This is a genomic window from Streptomyces sp. NPDC012769 (assembly GCF_042901205.1).
GTDB lineage: Bacteria > Actinomycetota > Actinomycetes > Streptomycetales > Streptomycetaceae > Streptomyces.
In genome coordinates this window covers 545348-564320 of record NZ_JBIBCP010000001.1, presented here as the reverse complement: position 1 = coordinate 564320, position 18973 = coordinate 545348, and the positions used below count along the sequence as shown (strand labels likewise).

The 18973-nt window shown below is 73.6% G+C and carries 19 protein-coding genes; 10 read left to right on the top strand and 9 right to left on the bottom strand.

What is annotated here, in order from left to right; genetic code table 11:
• The first annotated feature begins 74 nt into the window (after positions 1 to 74).
• Positions 75 to 919 (top strand): IS5 family transposase gene (locus tag ACFY7C_RS02600; RefSeq protein WP_389642575.1). Its coding sequence is split into 2 segments (ribosomal slippage): positions 75 to 405 and positions 405 to 919, totalling 846 coding nucleotides; the frame shifts between segments, so codons are not numbered across the junction.
• A 13-nt stretch (positions 920 to 932) separates the two neighbouring features.
• Here ACFY7C_RS02600 and ACFY7C_RS02595 read toward each other — a convergent pair.
• From ACFY7C_RS02595 to ACFY7C_RS02585, 3 genes are all read right to left on the bottom strand, one after another.
• The gene (locus ACFY7C_RS02595; RefSeq protein ID WP_389642573.1) at positions 933 to 1439 is read right to left on the bottom strand and encodes a hypothetical protein; all 507 of its coding nucleotides are present in this window, start codon (positions 1437 to 1439) and stop codon (positions 933 to 935) included.
• Positions 1440 to 1516: 77 nt separating this feature from the next.
• Positions 1517 to 2113, bottom strand: coding sequence for an NUDIX domain-containing protein (locus tag ACFY7C_RS02590; protein ID WP_389642571.1), 597 nt, complete (start codon positions 2111 to 2113; stop codon positions 1517 to 1519).
• A gap of 365 nt (positions 2114 to 2478) precedes the next feature.
• Complete coding sequence (locus ACFY7C_RS02585; RefSeq protein ID WP_389642568.1) at positions 2479 to 2898, bottom strand: DUF2690 domain-containing protein; 420 nt, start codon at positions 2896 to 2898, stop codon at positions 2479 to 2481.
• 231 nt (positions 2899 to 3129) lie between these two features.
• Here ACFY7C_RS02585 and ACFY7C_RS02580 point away from each other — a divergent pair, with 231 nt between their 5' ends.
• Together ACFY7C_RS02580 and ACFY7C_RS02575 are read left to right on the top strand one after the other, a co-directional pair.
• On the top strand, positions 3130 to 4368 hold the full coding sequence (locus ACFY7C_RS02580) for a sensor histidine kinase (RefSeq protein WP_389642565.1): 1239 nt from the start codon (positions 3130 to 3132) through the stop codon (positions 4366 to 4368).
• On the top strand, positions 4365 to 5063 hold the full coding sequence (locus tag ACFY7C_RS02575) for a response regulator (RefSeq protein WP_389642562.1): 699 nt from the start codon (positions 4365 to 4367) through the stop codon (positions 5061 to 5063). The genes ACFY7C_RS02580 and ACFY7C_RS02575 overlap by 4 nt, the downstream gene beginning before the upstream one ends.
• Positions 5064 to 5091: 28 nt before the next feature.
• On the opposite strand, the gene ACFY7C_RS02570 is transcribed toward ACFY7C_RS02575, so the two are convergent.
• Positions 5092 to 6012, bottom strand: coding sequence for an ADP-ribosylglycohydrolase family protein (locus tag ACFY7C_RS02570; RefSeq protein WP_389642559.1), 921 nt, complete (start codon positions 6010 to 6012; stop codon positions 5092 to 5094).
• A 139-nt stretch (positions 6013 to 6151) separates the two neighbouring features.
• On the opposite strand from ACFY7C_RS02570, the gene ACFY7C_RS02565 reads away from it, so the two are divergent.
• From ACFY7C_RS02565 to ACFY7C_RS02550, 4 genes are all read left to right on the top strand, one after another.
• Positions 6152 to 6712, top strand: a complete 561-nt coding sequence (locus ACFY7C_RS02565; protein ID WP_389642556.1) for a hypothetical protein — start codon at positions 6152 to 6154, stop codon at positions 6710 to 6712.
• Between the two features lie 28 nt (positions 6713 to 6740).
• Entirely contained in the window at positions 6741 to 7271 is a 531-nt protein-coding gene (locus ACFY7C_RS02560) for a hypothetical protein (protein WP_389642554.1), read from the top strand.
• 85 nt (positions 7272 to 7356) lie between these two features.
• Complete coding sequence (locus tag ACFY7C_RS02555) at positions 7357 to 7794, top strand: hypothetical protein (RefSeq protein ID WP_389642551.1); 438 nt, start codon at positions 7357 to 7359, stop codon at positions 7792 to 7794.
• A gap of 82 nt (positions 7795 to 7876) precedes the next feature.
• Positions 7877 to 8584, top strand: coding sequence for a DUF6766 family protein (locus ACFY7C_RS02550; RefSeq protein WP_389642548.1), 708 nt, complete (start codon positions 7877 to 7879; stop codon positions 8582 to 8584).
• Positions 8585 to 8612: 28 nt separating this feature from the next.
• Here ACFY7C_RS02550 and ACFY7C_RS02545 read toward each other — a convergent pair whose 3' ends face one another.
• On the bottom strand, positions 8613 to 9662 hold the full coding sequence (locus tag ACFY7C_RS02545; protein ID WP_389645905.1) for a DNA topoisomerase IB: 1050 nt from the start codon (positions 9660 to 9662) through the stop codon (positions 8613 to 8615).
• A 143-nt stretch (positions 9663 to 9805) separates the two neighbouring features.
• Between ACFY7C_RS02545 and ACFY7C_RS02540 the strand changes: the two genes are divergently transcribed.
• A complete protein-coding gene (locus ACFY7C_RS02540) occupies positions 9806 to 10279 on the top strand; it encodes a hemerythrin domain-containing protein (RefSeq protein ID WP_389642545.1) in 474 nt (157 codons plus the stop codon).
• 15 nt (positions 10280 to 10294) lie between these two features.
• On the opposite strand, the gene ACFY7C_RS02535 is transcribed toward ACFY7C_RS02540, so the two are convergent.
• Positions 10295 to 10831 (bottom strand): isochorismatase family cysteine hydrolase, encoded by a 537-nt coding sequence (locus tag ACFY7C_RS02535; protein ID WP_389642543.1) that lies wholly within the window; start codon positions 10829 to 10831, stop codon positions 10295 to 10297.
• Between the two features lie 140 nt (positions 10832 to 10971).
• On the opposite strand from ACFY7C_RS02535, the gene ACFY7C_RS02530 reads away from it, so the two are divergent.
• Complete coding sequence (locus ACFY7C_RS02530) at positions 10972 to 11937, top strand: TIGR03557 family F420-dependent LLM class oxidoreductase (protein WP_389645902.1); 966 nt, start codon at positions 10972 to 10974, stop codon at positions 11935 to 11937.
• A gap of 85 nt (positions 11938 to 12022) precedes the next feature.
• Here the strand turns inward: ACFY7C_RS02530 and katG are convergent, their stop codons facing one another.
• From katG to ACFY7C_RS02515, 3 genes are all read right to left on the bottom strand, one after another.
• Positions 12023 to 14218 carry a catalase/peroxidase HPI gene (gene katG / locus ACFY7C_RS02525; protein WP_389642540.1) on the bottom strand — a complete coding sequence of 732 codons (2196 nt, stop codon included), beginning with the start codon at positions 14216 to 14218 and terminating at the stop codon, positions 12023 to 12025.
• Positions 14219 to 14377: 159 nt separating this feature from the next.
• Positions 14378 to 15994 carry a mucoidy inhibitor MuiA family protein gene (locus tag ACFY7C_RS02520; RefSeq protein ID WP_389642537.1) on the bottom strand — a complete coding sequence of 539 codons (1617 nt, stop codon included), beginning with the start codon at positions 15992 to 15994 and terminating at the stop codon, positions 14378 to 14380.
• Between the two features lie 8 nt (positions 15995 to 16002).
• Positions 16003 to 18300 (bottom strand): DUF4139 domain-containing protein, encoded by a 2298-nt coding sequence (locus ACFY7C_RS02515; RefSeq protein ID WP_389642534.1) that lies wholly within the window; start codon positions 18298 to 18300, stop codon positions 16003 to 16005.
• A gap of 159 nt (positions 18301 to 18459) precedes the next feature.
• Here ACFY7C_RS02515 and ACFY7C_RS02510 point away from each other — a divergent pair, with 159 nt between their 5' ends.
• Positions 18460 to 18816, top strand: a complete 357-nt coding sequence (locus ACFY7C_RS02510) for an MmcQ/YjbR family DNA-binding protein (RefSeq protein ID WP_389642531.1) — start codon at positions 18460 to 18462, stop codon at positions 18814 to 18816.
• Positions 18817 to 18973: the final 157 nt, after the last annotated feature.

Sequence of the window (18973 nt, the reverse complement as noted above, 5' to 3'; positions counted from 1 at the left end):
CGTGCGGTGGGTGGTGGCGGTGGGCGGGGCGGGCTAGGGCGTTTCCTTCGGATCATCTGATCGTTGGTTGATGCGTGTCGTTGACTGGCGCCCAGTGGGCACGCATCGAGCCGTTGCTGCCGGACCGGACGCCGAAGCGGGGTGGGCGGTGGCGTGATCACCGGCACGTGATCGATGCGATCGCGTTCAAGTACCGCATCGGCACGCCTTGGATGGACCTGCCCGAGCACTTCGGCTCGTGGAAAGGCGCGCACAACCGGCTGCGGAAGTGGGCCGCCGACGGCACCTGGGAGAAGGTCTTCACCGCCCTGCTCGCCCAGGCTGACGCCGAGGGCGACCTCGACTGGGTCGTCGCGGTCGACTCCACCATCGTCCGAGCCCACCAGCACGCCGCCGGGGCCCGTCAAAAGGGGCCCCGGCCGGCGAGCCGCACGACCATGCCCTCGGACGGTCCCGCGGCGGACTGACCACCAAGATCCACCTCGCCGCGGACAGCCGATGCCGGCCGCTCGCATTCGTCGTCACGCCCGGCCAGGCCGGGGACGCACCCGCATTCCCCCAGGTCATGGCCCGCTTACGGGTGCCGCGGCTGGTTGGTCGGACCAGGATCACCCCTGAGGTGGTCCTGGCAGACAAGGCGTATTCGTCTTGGGCGATCCGGAGTCATCTTCGGCGGCGTGGCATCCGGGCGGTGATCCCGCAGCCCGCCGACCAGGCCGCGAACCGCAAGCGGCTCGGCCGCCTCGGCGGCCGTCCGCCGGCCTTTGACCGCGAGGCCTACAAGCAACGCAACACGGTTGAGCGGTGCATTAACAAGCTCAAGCAGTGGCGCGGCGTGGCCACGCGCTACGACAAGACCGCCACCATCTACCTTGCTGGACTCCACCTCGCGGGGATCTTCATCTGGTCGGACAGATGATTTGGAGGTGCGGCTAATCTGCCCGGTCGAGCGTGACTTCGATGTCGATCGGAGCGGACCGCCACATCGCGCTGAGGAGCGGGTCCTTGTCGATGAAACGGCGTGTTTCCGCGAGCGCATCCGCTCTGGGCTCGCCGATGGCAGCATGATCGAAGCCGCTGTCTCCGCCACCGCTGATGTGCAGGTCCGCCCAGGCAGGGTCCTCGGCGAAGCATGCCTGGAACTCAACCTTCCAGTACTGAGGCTGCCAGTACGGATCCTGCCGATCGCCGTCCTCGTTGACCGCCAGCAGTCGTCCAAGAGACAGCGCGGGCCGGTTCCCAGTCCAGTCCCAGATGCCCCACTCAACGATGAAGCCGTCCCCGTCGTCCTCAGGCCCCTCAATGCCCTCGACCGGCACCTGCACGAACTCCTCGAAGGCAGCCCACGCCGCCTCCATAGTGCAGGCACCAGCGGCGACACCATGCCGACCCAGTATCTGCTCGAACGCTGCGGCGCTGGACCGCCAGGAGATGGACATGCCGTCAGGCTAGCTGCACCGATCACCTCCTCCAGGCTCGGGACAGAGGCCCCGCTTCGTGATCCGAAGGAAACGGCCTAGGCCTCCCAGTCCCAGGTGTCGAAGTACGCGGTCGTCCCGCGTCGGCGGGCGTCCATGACGGCGGTGAGCCGGTCGAAGTCCCGCGCCGGCATGAGGTCCCGCCACTCCTCCAACGGCAGCGCCCGCACCTCGTCGTGCTCCTCCGGAGAGAGGGTGATGGCGGCGATCTGACGGTCGCTGAGCCGGCCGCCGTCGAACACGTACCCCACCGTCGCGAACGGCCACGCCGCTCCCGGCAGCCCGAACACCGCCGCCAGCAGCCGGGGCGGCCCGGGCACCACGATCCCGGTCTCCTCCTCGGTCTCCCGCACGGCCGTCTCCCACGGCCGCTCACCGTCCTCTGCCGTTCCGCCCGCCCACTGCCAGGGGTGCTCCGGGCTGTAGACGGAGCGCAGGTGCAGGGGCCGGTCGTGCCGGTCGGTGAAGAAGACACAGCCGAAGAGGGTCGCCTTCGGCAGGGTCGCCGCGTACTCCTCCGGAGGCAGCCAGGTCCGGCTCGTACCGGCGCGGGCCCCGGCATCGGTCGTCTCCCGCGCGGGGTGGGGAGGGGACGGGGGCGGGGGCGGAGGTGGGGGAGGGGACACGGTGCTCACTTCTCCTCGGTCGACGACGCATCCGGTGTGTCACGGAGCCCAACGACGGGACTCCGCGTTTCGAACACACGTGTTTCGGACGAGACGTGAACGCCGAGGTGAAGGCGATGCCCGTTCATGACGCGCGCCGGCCGTGGCGGGCGGCGGTCCCGCTCTGGTCCGGACCTGGCCGGATCGCGACCCGGAGTCGCCCGATCCGACCCGCCGCCGACCGGCGCGGTGGCGAGGCCGGTCACCGCCCCGGGGCCTCGCCACCACGGTCGGCCGGCGCCGGTTCCGCTCGTTCCCCCGTGGCTCCCCCGTGAGCGAGCGGAACCGGCGCCGGGTCTTCAGGATGTGCGGCCCGGACCGGGGCCGCGGGTGGATCAGTACCAGCCGGTGCAGCGGATGTTGCCCGTGGAGTCGTTCCACGCGCACGCCCGCATCACGTAGCCGGCGTCGTTGTAGGCCGGGGTGTGCGTGTCCGAACCGGACTGGACGGTGGTCATGCCCAGCGGGCCCGACCAGGAGGCCCCGCCGTTGCTGGAGCGGTCGACCCACACCTTGTCGCCCGGGTCCGCCGCGGTGATGCGGCCCCAGGCACAGCGGCTGGAGGTGCTGTAGCGCAGCTCGATGCGGATGCCGTCGACGCTCGCCGTCCTCGGCGTCGTCGCGTTGCTGGTGCTGCACGCCATCGCCGACGTGGCCGAAGCCGTGCTCGCCTGCGCCGCGGTGGCCGTGCCGCCGAAGCCGAGCAGCAGTGCCGCCGTGGACACCAGGACGCCGGTACGCCTGCTGATCTTCATGTTTCCCCCTGATCGGTCTGTCTGTCGTGCGGTCGTGTTGCGGTCTTGCGGTCGTCGTGCTGTCTTGCGGTCGTCGTGCGGTGGTGCCCCCGTACGATCCCCCGGGCACCGTCCCGGGGTCGTCCACCGCAGAGTTGACCTCCGGGGTAAACCCCTGCGGTAGTCACCGCCCGCCCGCGCTGCCCCCGCCGGGGGACGACCGCCCGCTTGGCCGGGCCGTACCATCGTCCGATGCGCACGAGGGCCCGGTGGGCGGGGCGGTTCCGGGAGACGGATCCCCGGCTCGTCGACGCCACGGTGGCCCTGGGGCTGGTGGCGGCGACGGCGGTGGTCGGCCATCAGTACCACCCGGGCGGGTGGCGGCCGTTCGACGCCCAGGGCTACCTGCTGACCGCGCTCGTCGGCCTCCCGCTGGCCCTGCGCAGGGTCGCCCCCGTCCTCGTACTGGTCGCGACCTGCCTGGCGTTCGCCGCGTACCTGGCCGCCGGCTACCAGCCGTCGCTCAACTTCTGGTTCCCCGCCATCGCCCTCTACGGCGTCGCCGCCCAGCGGCCGCCCCGCACCACCGCCGCGGCCGCCGCGCTCACCGCCCTCGTCGTCCTCTACAGCGGACTCAACGCGCCCGAACTCGGGCTCCCCGCCTCCATCGTCCAGGCACTGGCCGTCCCCGCCGTGCTCTGGCTCCTCGGCAACAACGCCCGGCGGATCAGCCGCCGCAACCAGAAACTCGCCGTGCTCACCGCCCAGTTGCGCGAAGCGCAGGAGGAACGGGCCAGGCGCGCCGTCGCCGACGAACAGCGGCGCATCGCCCGCGAGCTCCACGACGTCGTCGCCCACCACATGTCGGTCATCAACGTCCAGGCCGGCATGGCCGACTACGTCTTCGACTCCGCGCCGGACACCGCCCGCGCCGCCCTCGGCACCATCACCCGGACCAGCCAGGAAGGGCTGGGGGAGCTGCGTCGGATCCTCACCCTGCTCCGCTCCGGAGCCGACGGCGTCCCGGACACCGACGGCGACCCCGCGACCTGGTACGCCCCGATGCCGGGCCTCGCCCGGCTGCCGGACGTCGCCGAGCGGGTGGGGGCGGCCGGCGTCCCCGTCGACCTGCGCACCGTGGGCGTACCGCGCCCGCTGGCGCCCGGCACGGAACTGTGCGCCTACCGCGTGGTGCAGGAGGCGCTCACCAACGTCATCAAGCACGCCCGTCCCGCCCGGGCCACGGTGCTCGTCGCATACCGGCCGAGCGAGCTGGTCGTCACCGTCACCGACGACGGCCGGCCCGACCACCCGGATCCGGACAAGCTCGGCGCCGGGGCGGGTCACGGCTTGATCGGGATGCGGGAACGCGCGAGGCTCTACGGCGGAACAGTGGACGCCGGCCCTCGGGCCGAAGGGGGATTCCGCGTGTGCCTCAGACTTCCCGTGACCAGGAACGACGACCCGCGGGGCAGTCGGCCACCGGCATGATCAGCGTGCTCGTGGTCGACGACCAGGAGCTCATACGTGCCGGTCTCGTCGCCCTGCTGCGGGCGGCGCCCGGCATCGAGGTCGTCGGCGAGGCCGCCGACGGGGAGGCGGCGGTCACCGAGGCCGCCCGCGTCCGGCCCGACGTCGTCCTCATGGACATCCGCATGCCGGGCACGGACGGCACCGCCGCCACCGAACGCATCCTGGCCCACGCCGACGACCCCGCGCCCCGGATCCTCGTCCTGACCACCTTCGACCTCGACGAGTACGTCTACGCGGCGCTCCGCGCCGGCGCCTCCGGCTTCCTCCTCAAGGACACCGGCCCGCAGCGGCTGATCGAGGCGATCACCGCCGTGGCGCGCGGCGACATGCTCTTCGCCCCCAGCGTCACCCGTCGCCTCATCGAGGCGTACGTCACCCGGCCCGCCCCCTGCGACGCGGGCGCCCCAGCCCCGGACACCGCCGCCGATCTGGACGTCCTCACCGCCCGCGAATGCGAGGTGCTGCGGCTGACCGCCCGGGGCCTGTCCAACACCGAGATCGCGGAACGGCTCTACATCGGCGAGGCCACCGTCAAGACCCACCTGAACCGCACCATGACCAAACTGAACGTGGACAGCCGCGCCCAGGCCGTCGTGGTCGCGTACGAGACGGGCCTGGTCGTCCCCGGCAACGGCACCCGGGGCCGCGGGTGAGAGAGCCGGTGACACGAGACGCCCTGGGTCAGCGGGGTGCCCCGATGAGCGGGGGGAGCGGTTCGCGGGCCGTGTGCCAGGCAGGGGGCAGGGACGAGACGCCCGTGCGGGCGGCGATCACTCCGCCCGCGATGGCACAGGTGGTGTCGATGTCACCGCGCCCGGCGACGGTGACCCACAGGCCCTCGTGCAGGTCGTCGAGATGGCCGGCCGCGCACCACAGGGCGTAGGGGACGGTGTCGGGCGCGGACATGGTGTAGCCGGAGCCCAGGACCTCCGCCGCGTGGCGCACCGAGGCGCGCTCGGGCATCCGGGCCGCGATCCGCACGCCCGACCGGACGTCGCCCTCGGGCAGTCGTTCGGCGACGGCCCGGAGGAAGTCGGGGCGGGCCGGCGCGGGACCGCCACGGCCGCGGGCGGCCAGTGCCGCGGCGAGGGCGACCGCCACCGCTCCGGCGAGGGCCTCCGGGTGGTGGTGCGAGACGGCGGCCTGCCGCGCGGCCTGCTCGGCGACCGTGTCGAGGTCGTCGGCGTGCCAGGCCCCGAGCGGGGCGACGCGCATGGCCGCGCCGTTGCCCCAGGACCCCTGACCCCCGAACTGTCCGGAGACCACCTCCCGCCAGGACTGTCCCGCCCCGATCCGCCGCAGCACGTCGTGCATCGAGGCTCCGTACCCCCGGTGCGTGTCCTCGGCGTAGGCGGCCGCGAGGCGCAGGGCGAGACGGTCCTGGTCGACGCTGCCGTCGCCCTCGGCCAGTTCCCGTACGAGAACGAGCGCCTGGGCGGTGTCGTCGCTCCACCGCCACAGCGGCTCCGGCGGCACCGTGCGCGCTTCCAGGGCGGCCGGGCCCTCCCGGCGCAGGATCCCGAACCAGCGGTCGCCGAAGGCGTCACCGAAGGCGAGGCCGTCCAGCGAGTCCCGGACAGCGGCGGGCACGTCGTCGATCATCGGAGCAGTATCACCGCGCGCCGGCGCTCCCGCACGCGCTTTACGGCGACGGCCCGGCCGCTCGGGCTCCGCCGTTTCAGGGCGGCGCCGGTGGGCAGCCGCCGCGTGGACACGGATGAGACCCGAGGGAGCGAGGCCGATGTCGACAGGAACGATTCTGGCCATCGTCATACCCGTCGCGGTGGTGATCGCGCTGATCGCGCTCGCCATCGTCCTGGACCGGCGGCGCCGACGCCGGCTGCGTGAGCGGTTCGGTCCCGAGTACGACCGCACGGTCGACGATGCCGGCAGCAGGAGGGCCGCCGAGCAGGAGCTGGGGGCCCGCGAGAAGCGCCACGCGGAGCTGGACATCAAGCCGCTGCCGAGTGGAGCGAGGGAACGCTACGCCGAGGAGTGGCGCGGCGTGCAGGAGGAGTTCGTGGACCGGCCCGAGGGCGCGGTGCACGAGGCGGACCGCCTGGTGACCTCCCTGATGCGTGAGCGGGGCTATCCCACGGAGGGCTTCGAGCAGCAGATGCGGGATCTCTCCGTCGAGCACGGCCGCACGCTGGAGCACTACCGGGCGGCGCACGAGATCAACACGCTCAGTTCCTCGCGGCAGGCCACCACCGAGCAGTTGAGGGGAGCGATGGTGCACTACCGGGCCCTCTTCGACGAACTTCTCTCCAACGGCGACGCGGCCGGTCCCGGCCGCGCCTGACGCCCGCACCTGACGCGGAGGGCACGACATGCGTGAGCACGAGACACCGGACCCGGCGGGCAGCGGTTCGCAAGGACCCCCCGTCTACCCCGGAGAAAGCATCGACACCGACACGTACGGCGGTACGGAGTCGTTCGCCGGTACGGAGGCGGGCTCCGGCACGGAGACCGTCGCCGACGCCAGGGACACCGCGGACCCCGACACCACCGACACCACCGACACCACCGACACCGCCGGGACCGCCATGCGAGCGGACACCGGATCGGACACCGCCGACGGCGAGGGGGAGGCCCCGCGCCTGCTGGAGCCCGCGGACGAGGAGGACTTCCGTACCCGCTGGAGCGACATCCAGAGCATGTTCGTCGACGACCCCCGCGAGGCCGTGCACGCGGCCGACGCCCTGGTCGCCGATGTGATGCGGAAGCTCGCCGAGACCTTCGCCGACCACAAGCGGAACCTGGAGGGGCAGTGGAGTGAGGGCGAGGACGTCGACACCGAGGGGCTGCGGACGGCCCTGCGCCAGTACCGCTCCTTCTTCAACCGGCTCCTCACCCGCTGACGGGGAGGGACCCGATCGGGCGACGTCGGCACCCGATCGGCCGCGCCGGACGCCGCTGCGGCGCGCGCACCGGCATCGTGGAGGCGTGGCGACGAACCGGAACCCGGCCGTGCCGGGCACCCCGCTGGGCGTGGTGCTCGGCACACTGCTGAGCGCCGCGCTCCTCACCGGGTGCGGCGCCTCCGCACCCCGCGAGGACGCGGCCACCCGCGCCGGCAGGGAGTTCGCCGCCGCGCTGGCCGCCCGCGACTATCCGACGGCGTGCGCGCTGCTGGCCCCCGAGAGCAGGGACGCGCTGACGGAGGACGGCACGAAGGAGTGCGTCCCCGCGCTGCGGGACGCCGGCCTGCCGCCCGGCGGCGCCGACCTGGGGGTCCAGGTCTACGGCCGCCAGGCCCTGCTGCGCATGGAGCGGGACACGCTTTTCCTGTCCCTCTTCGAGCGCGGCTGGCGGGTCACCGCGGCCGGCTGCGAACCGGAGGCCGAGGACGAGCCGTACCGCTGTTCGGTGAAGGGAGACTGACGATGAGGACCGTCTTCGTGGGGTGCCTCCTGACCATTCTGGGCGGCCTCGCGTACTTCACCGTCATCGGGGCGATGCACCGGTGAGCGCGCGGGGTGCCCGCTCCCGCTCCGGCCGGACGGGCTTCTGGCGGTCGAACAGCCTCTCCCTCGCGTTCGGGGCCGCCTTCCTGGTCGTCCTCGCCGCCCAGGCCGTCGCCGGCCGCGCCGAGTTCAACGAGCAGCTCGCCGTCGAGGGCCTCCAGCAGGTCGGGCTCGGCGACTACCTCATGTCCTCGGACTTCGCCGTCGACGTCACCGAGAACTGGCAGTCGGAGTTCCTGCAGTTCTTCCTCTACATCTTCGGCACCGTCCACCTCGTCCAGCGCGGCTCGCCCGAGTCGAAGCCACCGGACCGGACCGGCACCGAGAGCGAGCGGGACCAGCGCATGGGCGACCACGCCCGCCACGACTCGCCGCGTTGGGCCGGGACGAAGGACTGGCGCCAGGGCCTGTTCTCCCGCTCCCTCGGCCTCACCATGGCTGCTCTCTTCCTGCTGTCCTGGCTGGCCCAGTCCGTGTCGGGCGTCTCCGCATACAACGACCAGCGGCTGCGCCAGCTCCAGGACCCCCTCGGATGGGGTTCCTACCTCGGCTCCGCCGACTTCTGGAACCGATCGCTCCAGAACTGGCAGTCGGAGCTCCTGGCCGTCGCCGCCATGGCCATCCTCTCCGTCTACCTGCGCCAGCGCGGTTCACCGGAGTCCAAGCCGGTGGGCGCCTCGCACGCCGCCACGGGCGTCGAGGGCTGACCGCGCCGCCACCGCCGCGGCGGGCGTCTCAGCGTGCGGCCCGGGCACCTCGCCGGGCCGGACGGTCCTCGTCCAGCAGGTCGAGCACCGCACGCTCGATCGCGCCCTGGGTGGCCGGACGGCCGAAGGCGACGTCCTTGCCGAGACCGTCGAGGGCCGGGGCGACGGTCTCGCCGTCGGCGTACCGCTCGATGACCCGGGGGGCGATGTACGAAGTGCGGCAGACGGCGGGGGTGTTGCCCAGGTAGTCCGCGACCTCGCAGACCGCCCGCCGGACCGCCCTGCGGCGCGCGGTGAGCGAGTCCCGGCCGGCCTGCTCCGAGACGGCGAGCGCCACGGCGGCCAGGACGGTGGCGTGCCAGGTCCGGAAGTCCTTGGCACTCATGTCGACGCCCGACCGGTCCCGCAGATAGGCGTTCAGCTCGTCGGCGCGCAGATCGTGCCAGGCCCGGCCCTGCCAGTAGGCGAAGAGCCGGTCACCGCCGCCGCGCCGGCGCAGCAGCGCGCGCACCACCCGCAGGACGGAGTCGTCGGCCATGTCGATGGTGATGTGGCGGCCCGACTTGCCGGGGAAGTCGAAGACGACCCGGCCGCGCGCACAGCGGACGTGCTCGCGCCGCAGTGTGGTCAGACCGTACGAGTCGTTGTCCCGCTGGTAGCGGTCGCCGCCGACGCGGAGGAAGCCGAGGTCGAGCAGCCGGGCCGCGCAGGCGAGGACCCGCTCCCGGCACAGACCGCGCCGGGCGAGGTCCTCACCGACGGCCTGCCGGAGCCGGGGCAGCGCCGCCGCGGCCTCCCGGACATGGGCGTGCTTGGCGCGCTCCTGCCGCGCCCGGAACTCCTCGTGGTACAGGTACTGCCGGCGGCCGGCCGCGTCGGTTCCCACCGCCTGCAGATGGCCGTTCGGCCACGGGCAGATCCACACGTCGCGCCAGGCGGGCGGGATGACCAGGGCCAGGACCCGCGCCCGGTCGGAGGGCGACAGGGGCCGGCCCTCCTCGTCGACGTAACGGAAGCCCCGGCCGTGGCGGATCCTTCGCCAGCCGGGCCGCTCGGGGTCGCTCGTCCGCAGCCGCACGTCCTGATGGGTGCCCGGGAACCGCCCCGCCCACACCGGGTCGGCCGAGAACCGGTGGTTCACCGCCCGTCCACGGGGCATTCGCGGATGCGGACCGCCCGGTCGGCCGGCCGGGCGGCGGCCCGAACGAGGAAGGACCCGCCATGGACGGCATCGTGCTGCTCCGCGAGGACCACAAGACGGTGGAGAAGCTGTTCAAGGAGTTCGAGCGGGTCGGGGACGACGCCCACGACCGCAAGCGGGAGATCGCCGACGCGGTGATCCGCGAGCTCACCGCGCACGCCTGGATCGAGGAGCGGGTCTTCTACCCGGCGGCCCGCGAAGCGGCGCCCGACACCACCGACCACGTCCTGGAGAGCGTCGAGGAGCACCACGTGGTGCTGTGGATGCTCTCGGAGCTCACCGGTCTCGACCCGCGGGACGAGCGGTTCGACGCCAAGATGTCCGTGCTCATGGAGAACGTGCGGCACCACGTCGAGGAGGAGGAGAAGGAGTGGTTCCCCGACGTCCGCAAGGCGATGGGGCGCAAGCAGCTCGTCGCGCTCGGCGAGCGCATGGCCGAGGAACGGAAGTCCGCGCCGGACCATCCGCTCCAGGTGCCCAGCGCCGACGAGTAGTCCCGGCGCCGCGGGTCACCAGGTGATCTCCGCGGCGCGGACGACCCGTCCGCCCATGTTCCGCTCCACCATCCGCAGGGCCGCGCCCGCCAGGTCCTCGTGGATGTGGGCCACCGCGTCCCGGGGCACGACCACACCGAGGTGCCGGATGTGCGCGTCCAGGGCGGAGTAGAGCACGCACTGCTCGGTCACCTGGCCCGTGAGCACGAGTTCGTCGACCTCAAGGGTGCGCAGGAGATAGGCCAGCGGTGTCTCGTAGAAGATCGAATGGCGCGCCTTGACGACGAAGAGGGAGTCCTCGTCGGGCCGGACGGGGTCGACCAGCTCGGGATGCCGGCCCGAGAGCGCCATGTCGAGGATCTGGCCGTGGTGGGAGCGCCACCGGCCGAAGTTGTCGTTCGCGTACACGACCGGGACGCCCGCGGCCCGGGCCCGCGCGAGCAGGTCGACGATGCGGGGCAGTGCCTCGGTCACGGACGGCACGAGCAGCTCGGCGTCCTCGTGCCGGTAGGCGTTGATCATGTCGATCACGACGAGCGCGCGCTTCGCCACGACGTCCTCCCGTTCCGCTCCCGCTGTCGGCCGGGGCCCCGGCCAGGGGCTCCGAATCCGGCATATCGCCCACCGGGCATGCCCGCAAATCGCGGCACACGTCCGTTTACGAACCCCCGGTCATGGCAAGCCGCCAGGGCATGATGCAGATCGGCTACACGATGATGACCGAACAGGCGGGCCCCAGGGAGCTGGTCGAGCACGTGGTCGAGGCCGAGCGGGCGGGCTTCGACTTCTCCGTGATCTCGGACCACTCCTTCCCCTGGCTGGAGTCGCAGGGCCACGCACCCTACGCGTGGAGCGTGCTCGGGGCGGCCGCGCAGGCCACCTCCCGCATCCCCCTGATGAGCTTCGTGACCTGCCCGACCTTCCGCTACCACCCGGCCGTGATCGCCCAGAAGGCGGCGACCGTCCAGCTGCTCTCCGAGGGCCGTTTCCGCCTCGGCCTCGGCTCGGGTGAGAACCTCAACGAGCACATCGTCGGCGAGGGCTGGCCCTCCGCGCGCGTCCGCCTGGACATGCTGGAGGAGGCCGTGGAGATCATCCGCGCGCTCTTCGGCGGCGGATACGTGTCCCACCACGGGCCGCACTACCAGGTCGACGACGCCCGGCTCTGGGACCTCCCCGACCCGCCTCCACCGCTCGGGATCGCCGTCTCCGGCTCGCTCTCCTGCGCGCTCGCAGGACGGCACGCGGACCTGCTCGTCGCCACCGAGCCCAAGAGCGAGCTGGTCGAGGCCTTCGACCGGAACGGCGGCGCGGGCAAGCCGCGCGTCGGGCAGCTGCCCATCTGCTACGACACCGATCGCGAGGCGGCGGTGGCCCGTGCCCACGACCAGTTCCGGTGGTCGGTCGGCGGCTGGCGGCTCAACTCCGAACTGCCCCTGCCGGTCGGCTTCGAGCAGGCGACCGAGCACGTGCGGCCGGAGGACGTGGCGGAGCAGATCCCGTGCGGGGACGACGTCGAGGCGGTCGTGGAAGCCGCCCGGCCCTACGCGGAGGCCGGCTTCACCGAGCTCGCGCTCGTCCAGATCGGCGGTGCGCACCAGCTGCCGTTCCTGCACTGGGCCGAGAGCAAGCTGCTGCCCGCCCTGCGCGACCTCTGACCCCGGCGACCCGGGCCACGACCCCGACCCCGTACGGGCGGCGGCGCGTCCGCGACACGCACGCGCCGCCGCCCGGAGGGAAAGGTCACCCGGCCCGGCGCAGGTCGAACCGGTCGAGGTTCATCACCTTGTCCCACGCGGCCACGAAGTCACGGACGAACTTCTCGCCCGCGTCCGCCGCCGCGTACACCTCCGCCAGGGCCCGCAGCTGGGAGTGCGAACCGAAGACGAGGTCCACCGGGGTCGCCGTCCACTTCACCTCGCCGGAGGCGCGGTCCCGGCCCTCGTAGACGTTCTCGTCGGACCGCGACGCCTTCCACTCCGTGCCCATGTCGAGGAGCCCGACGAAGAAGTCGTTGGTCAGCGCCTCCGGCCGGTCGGTGAACACGCCGTGGCGGGACCCCTTGAAACCGGTGTTCAGCGCTCGCATGCCGCCGACCAGCACCGTCATCTCGGGAGCGGTCAGCGTCAGCAGGTTGGCGCGGTCGAGGAGCAGCGTCTCCGGCGAGAGCTTCTCTCCCGACGGAAGGTAGTTGCGGAACCCGTCCGCCCGCGGTTCGAGGACCGCGAACGCGTCCACGTCCGTCTGCTCCTGCGAGGCGTCCGTACGGCCCGGCGCGAACGGGACGGTGATGTCGTGGCCGGCGTTCCGCGCGGCACGCTCGACGGCCGCGCACCCGCCCAGGACGATCAGGTCGGCCAGCGACACCTTCGTCCCGCCGCCCGAGCCCTCGAAGTCCTGACGGATCCGGTCGAGGGTCTCGATCGTCTGCCGCACCTCCGGCAGATCGTTGACCTCCCAGTCCTTCATCGGCGCGAGCCGGATCCGCGCCCCGTTGGCCCCGCCGCGCTTGTCGGTGCCGCGGAAGCTCGCCGCCGACGCCCAGGCCGTCGTGACCAGCTGCGGGAGGGAGAGGCCCGAGTCGAGGATCCTGGCCTTCAGGGCGGCGATGTCCTGCTCCCCGACCAGCGGGTGATCGACCTCGGGCACGGGGTCCTGCCACAGCTGCGGGGCGGGGATCCACGGGCCGAGGTAGCGCGACAGCGGTCCCATGTCACGGTGCAGCAGCTTGTACCAGGCCTTGGCGAACGCGTCCGCGAGCTCGTCCGGGTTCTCGTGGAAGCGCTTCGCGATCGGCGCGTAGACCGGGTCCGCCTTGAGCGCGAGGTCGGTCGTCAGCATCATCGGGGCGTGCCGCTTCGACGGGTCGTGCGCGTCCGGCACGGTGCCCTGGGCCGCCGGGTCGGTGGGCTTCCACTGGTGCGCACCGGCGGGGCTGCGGGTCAGCTCCCACTCGTAACGGAACAGGTTGTCCAGGTAGCCGTTGTCCCACCGCGTCGGCTCGGTGGTCCACGCGCCCTCGAGCCCGCTGGTGAGGGTGTCGGCGCCCCGGCCGGTGCCGTGCGTGTTCCGCCAGCCGATGCCCTGCTGCTCGATGGGGGCGGCCTCGGGCTCCGGGCCGATGTACTGCGGGTCGACCGCGCCGTGGCACTTGCCGAAGGTGTGCCCGCCGACGATCAGCGCGACCGTCTCCTCGTCGTTCATCGCCATGCGCCCGAAGGTCTCGCGGATGTCCCGCGCGGCCGCGAGCGGATCCGGATTGCTGTTGGGGCCCTCCGGGTTGACGTAGATCAGTCCCATCTGCACGGCGGCGAAGGGGCCGGTGAGCTCCCGGTCACCGCTGTAGCGCTCGTCCCCGAGCCAGGTGTCCTCGGGACCCCAGAAGATCTCCTCGGGCTCCCAGATGTCCTCGCGCCCGAAACCGAACCCGAAGGTCTTGAACCCCATGGACTCCATGGCGCAGTTGCCGGCGAAGACCAGCAGATCGGCCCAGGAGATCTTCCGCCCGTACTTCTGCTTCACCGGCCACAGCAGCCGGCGCGCCTTGTCCAGGCTCGCGTTGTCCGGCCAGCTGTTGAGCGGGGCGAACCGCTGCGCGCCGCTGCCCCCACCGCCCCGGCCGTCGGCGATGCGGTACGTCCCCGCGGCATGCCAGCTCATCCGGATGAACAGCGGCCCGTAGTGGCCGTAGTCGGCCGGCCACCACTCCTGGGAGTCCGTCATCACCGCGAAGACGTCCCGCTTCAGCGCCTCGACGTCGAGGCTCGCGAACTCCTTCGCGTAGTCGAACTCCGCGCCCATCGGATCGGACAGGGGCGAATGCTGGTGGAGAACCTGAAGGTCCAGCTGATTCGGCCACCAGTCCTGGTTCCTCTGGGGCCGCTTCTCCGTAGGGGTCGGGGAGGGAATCGCCGGGTTTTCGCTCTCGCTGCCGGGCACGTCGGTTCCTTCTTCCGCTCATCGTGACTGTTACGGCGTCCGTATGGTCGCGCACGGCGGACCGCGGGACCGTGAGAACACGCAGAGCCCCTACCCGGCGGAAATGGATCGGAAAAGCCGATTTATCCCTCGTGATGGCCCGAGAAGGTGGTGCCGCCCTCAGAGGCCGGCGACCTTCGCCTTCGCCGACAGCTCGTAGACCAGGGTGACCGTGCGCCGCCCGCCCGGTGGAAGGGCGACCTCCCAGCGGGCGATGCCCTCGGCGTCGACGACGTCGGGCGCGGGGGAGCAGTCCGCCTCGCGCACCCGCACCTCCACCGCCGCCACCTCCGACACCGGGATCCGCTCCCGCAGCACGACGAGCCGGTCGCCGCGTTCGCCGGGCGCCGAGAACCGCGACAGATGGAGCCGTACGGTACGGGTGACCACGGTCCGCTGGGTGATCCCGGAGGTGTCGCGGGACTCCTCGGCGTACCGGACCACCCGGCAGTCGTCGGAGCCGCCGAAGGCGAGCTCGGCGGCGGCGCCGGGAGCGGTGAAGTCCAGCGTGGCCCGGCCGCCGAACCCGCTGCCGCGGACCAGGTCCACCGGCCCCGCCAGCAGGGCGTGACCGGAGCGGTTGTCGAACCGCACCAGCCGGGTGACCAGCGGCGACAGCTCCGGCGAGCAGGCGTACTCGCTGCTCGCGACCGTGGTGAAGGACGACAGCGGCACCCGGTGAGCACGGCCATCCCCGGGCACGGAGACCGGTGCGGGCGCGGCCATCACCCGCACCTCGCCCCCGTCGTCCACACCCGGCAGCCCCAGCACGGCGGCCGGACCGAGGGTGCCGATCTCCTCCTCCCGCAGCTCGACGTCGACGGTGCGGCGCTCGGCGGCGGAGCGGTCCTTCAGCGTCAGCCGGTCCTCGACCAGCCGCGGCGGCTCGCCGGCCAGCGACGACCGGGCCGTCGACAGCGTCAGCCGTACGTCCGACCAGTCCTCGCCGGTGCGCTGCCAGACCACCGCGTCGGTCTCCAGCGTCAGGGAGTCCCCGTCGAGTACCGCCCGGTAGGCCGGCCGCCACAGTGCGCACGGCGTCAGATGACTCAGGCGCAGCGTCACCGGCCCGGCGACCGCGCACTCCACGGTCACCTCGACATGGCCGACCAGCTCGGCGGGCTCCTCCTCGGACCGTTCCATGGCCCGCTCCGCCTCGCCGAGCTCCACACCGACGGCGGCGAGCCGCGCCTCCACGGCGCGCAGCTCCTCGCCGCAGGTGTCGCGTTCGCCGTCCACCCGGTCCAGTTCACGGGCCCACCGCTGCCCCTCGAACTCCCCGGCGCCCGCGCCCTCACCGATCTCCCGCAGCAGATCCTCGGCCAGCCGGCCGAGCAGGTCGAGGCGGGCGCGCAACCTGTCCCGGCGCTGTTCGAGGGCGAGCCGCTCCCCTTCGAGGGCGTGGGTGTGCCGGCGCAGGGCGGAGTCGCCGTCAGCGGGAGCCCCCGGCCCGCGCGGCGTCCAGTCGCGGACGATCCGTACGTCGAGCACCGTGGCCGGACGGTCGCCGATCAGCTCCGCGTGGAGGGTGCGGTCGACGGCGAGCGCGCTGACCGGGCCGAGACGCAGCCGCTGGACGCCGGCCGTCAGGTCGAGCACGGCGGTGCGCTCGACATGCGCGCGGTCCTCCAGACAGGTGACGGCCGTGACGGGCAGGGGGACCGGCCGTGCGGAGTCGGACGACGGCGGGGCGGACTCCGGTGCGGGAGCCGGGGGCACGGGCGAGGTGGGGGACATGGTGGCTGTCAGCTCCTGCGGTTGCCGCCGACCAGGGCCTTGCCGGCCGGGATGCGGATCTCGTAGCCGCCGTCGAGGGCGGCGGTGCCGCCAGCGGGCAGTTCCACCCGCCGGATACGGGTGCCCGGGGCGTGCTGCTCCGGCTCGGTGCCCTCCTCGGGCACGGACCAGCCGGCGCGCTCCTCGATCCGGACGTCCGGATCGGAGGTGACGGGCACGCGCTCCCGGACCTCGACGGTGACCGGACCCGCGAGCCGGTTGGCCAGCTCCACGTGGACGCGGTGGTCGAGCACCGTGGTGGTGTTGCGCAGGCCCGAGGTCGACTCGGCGAGGTGCGTACGACGGGTCACCCGCACGCCCTCGGCCGGCCCGAGCCCCACCCTCCGCACACCACCCGGGGCGAGCGTGGGCAGCGCCGCCGTCAGCAGGAACTCGTCGTCGACGACGACCTCCACCGGCCCGGCCAGCAGCGCCTGGTCGGTGGCGTTGGACAGCACCAGCGTGGCGTAGACCGTCTGTTCCACGGACGGCACGCAGAGGTACTCGGTGCGCAGACCGACCGGGATCTCGCCCACGGTCACGGTGTGCCAGGTGCCGTCCGACGGGATGTCGGCGCGGGCGGCGGCGTCGAAGCGGTGGTCGAAGGAGCCCGCCGACTCGCGGGGCCGCACGGCGTGGCCGGGCAGCGGCAGCCCGGCCACCGCCTCGGCGCGCCGGCGGTACTCGGCCGCCACCGGGTCGAACGGGGCCTCGGGGAACAGCAGCCCCCGCCGACCGCCCGGCTCGTCGGCGCCGCTCAGGACGAGGGAGGCGTAGTCGAGCTCCGCGCCGTCCGGCCGCGGCGGACCGGCCACCGCCGGCGGGGCCGCCGGAGCGGGCGCGGCCGCGCCGGGAGCGCCGGGCCCGGACGGGCGGCCGGCCGGAGCGGGAGCCCCGGCGAAGGCCTGCCGGAAGACCTCGGGCGGGCCGCCGTATCCGCCGCCGTACGCGCTGCCGGGGGTGGGCAGGGACGCGGGCGCCCCGGCGTGGGTCGGCGCGACCGGTGGCGGCACCGCCACCGGTGCGGGCACGGCGGGCGCCGGCGGGGGTGGCGGCGGCACGGACCCGGAGGCGGCTGGGTACCCGGGGGGCGGGGTGACGGGACGCGGCCCGCTCGCGGTGGTGCCTCCCGCCGGGGCGGATGGCCCGGGACGCGGTCCGGCCGCGGAGGCGCCTCCCGTCACGGCCGGCCGCCCGGCGGGCACGGTGATGGGACGCGGTCCGCTTGCCGCGGCGCCTCCCGCCACGGTGACGGGACGCGGTCCGGCGGCGTCGTACCCGGCGAACAGGCCGGCGAGGCCGGCCGGCGGCTCGCGCCAGCCCGACGGCGCGGGAGCCGCCTGGCGGCGCCCGATGCGGATCGACCGCAGCTGCGGCAGGTCCGTCCTGCGCCGCAGGTCGGCGGTGGCCAGGGCGATCCGCACACCGGTCCAGTCCTCACCGGTCCGCTGGGCGACCGACGCCCGCAGCACCAGCCGCCCGTCGCCGTCGCCCTGACGGTGCGTGAGCCGATAGCCCGGTACCCAGACGGCCCCCGGCACCCCGTACTCCAGCTCCACCTCCAGCCCGGACGTCGATTCCGCGCTCGGCCCGGGCGCCGATTCGGGGCGCGGCCCATCGGGGCGGGGCTCTGCCCCTGGCCCCGGCCCGGCCGCAGCCTGAGGCCCCGTCCCCGGCGCCCGCGTCTGGCCCGGCCCCGTGGATGGGCCGTCCGGGGCGGTGAGGGTGAGGACCGCGGAGACCGTGGTGGCCAGGTGGGCTGCCGGGGCGGCGGTGGAGGCGCGGGCGAGGGTGTCCTCGGCGAGGGCCAGCTCGTGGCCGGCGAGGGCCAGGGCCTCGTCCAGCTCGGTCAGGCGGGCGTGCAGGCCGGTGAGCCGGGCGTCCACGAAGTCGGCGAGTTCCAGCCACGCGTCGACGGGGGTGCGGCGGTGCGGGTCCTCGCGCTTGCGGGGCGGTGGCACCGGGCGCAGCCCGCCGACCTCCTCGATGAGGCCCGCCTGCCGGTCCCGGCGGGCCCGCGCCGCCGCGTACGCGTCACGCAGCCGCTCCACCTCGCGCCGCAGCCCCTCGGCCGCGCCGGCGGCGGGCGGTTCGGCCTCGACCTCGACCCGCGCCTCCGTGACCCGCATCCCGGACGGGCCGAGCACGCGCACCCGCAGCGAACCCGGGTCGAGGGAGCGGGGCAGACCCGTGACCCGCACGCGGCCGTCCGGCGGCACGACGCCCCGCGCGATCCGGCGGCACAGCGCGCCCTCCGCGTACACCACGACCGCATCGAGGGCGGATTCCCACGTGGACCCCTTCGTGGCCCCCCACCTGCGTGCCGGCTCCGTCGCCATGTCCTCAGCCCCCTGCCGCGTCCGTGCCGTGCGAAGCCTACGCGTCGGGCCCGTCCCGATGTCAGTGGAAGGCCGTACGGTCGGGGCATGATCACCTCCGCCGAAGTCCGTGAACTCGCCCTCGCCCTGCCGGCGACCAGGGAGAAGGAGGCCTGGGCCATGCCCACCTTCCGGGTCGCCGGGAAGATGTTCCTCACGCTCCCCGACGACGAGACGTCGATGGCCGTCCGCTGCCCGAAACTGGAGCGCGACGAGCTGGTCCTCGCCGAGCCGCAGAAGTTCTGGGTCGCGGACCACGAGGCGGCCTTCGCCTGGGTAAGGGTCCGCATCGGCGCCCTCGACGACGCGGAGGAGCTGCGGGCGATCGTCGTGGACTCGTGGTGCCAGGCGGCCCCGCCGAGACTGCTCAAGGCCCACCCGGAGCTGGTGCCGCCGGCGCCGTGATCACGCCGCACCTGCGCGCGCCGGAGCGGCCGGCTTGTCGCGCGAGCGGCCGCCGACCGACGTAAGGTCCGCATATGGGTGTGGTGCTCCGCCGTCGACGCCGCGCCGCCGCCCGACCGGCACGCCCGGCCCGTGGGTGAGCGGCGTGGGCGGCCCG

Excerpts from the sequence above, each read along its gene's own strand:
- ACFY7C_RS02530 (WP_389645902.1), top strand. The coding sequence starts at position 10,972 with ATGATGCAGATCGGCTACACGATGATGACCGAACAGGCGGGCCCCAGG.
- ACFY7C_RS02570 (WP_389642559.1), bottom strand. The coding sequence starts at position 6,012 with ATGATCGACGACGTGCCCGCCGCTGTCCGGGACTCGCTGGACGGCCTC.
- ACFY7C_RS02540 (WP_389642545.1), top strand. The coding sequence starts at position 9,806 with ATGGACGGCATCGTGCTGCTCCGCGAGGACCACAAGACGGTGGAGAAG.
- ACFY7C_RS02595 (WP_389642573.1), bottom strand. The coding sequence starts at position 1,439 with ATGTCCATCTCCTGGCGGTCCAGCGCCGCAGCGTTCGAGCAGATACTG.
- ACFY7C_RS02560 (WP_389642554.1), top strand. The coding sequence starts at position 6,741 with ATGCGTGAGCACGAGACACCGGACCCGGCGGGCAGCGGTTCGCAAGGA.
- ACFY7C_RS02510 (WP_389642531.1), top strand. The coding sequence starts at position 18,460 with ATGATCACCTCCGCCGAAGTCCGTGAACTCGCCCTCGCCCTGCCGGCG.
- ACFY7C_RS02580 (WP_389642565.1), top strand. The coding sequence starts at position 3,130 with ATGCGCACGAGGGCCCGGTGGGCGGGGCGGTTCCGGGAGACGGATCCC.
- ACFY7C_RS02575 (WP_389642562.1), top strand. The coding sequence starts at position 4,365 with ATGATCAGCGTGCTCGTGGTCGACGACCAGGAGCTCATACGTGCCGGT.
- ACFY7C_RS02565 (WP_389642556.1), top strand. The coding sequence starts at position 6,152 with ATGTCGACAGGAACGATTCTGGCCATCGTCATACCCGTCGCGGTGGTG.
- ACFY7C_RS02520 (WP_389642537.1), bottom strand. The coding sequence starts at position 15,994 with ATGTCCCCCACCTCGCCCGTGCCCCCGGCTCCCGCACCGGAGTCCGCC.
- ACFY7C_RS02585 (WP_389642568.1), bottom strand. The coding sequence starts at position 2,898 with ATGAAGATCAGCAGGCGTACCGGCGTCCTGGTGTCCACGGCGGCACTG.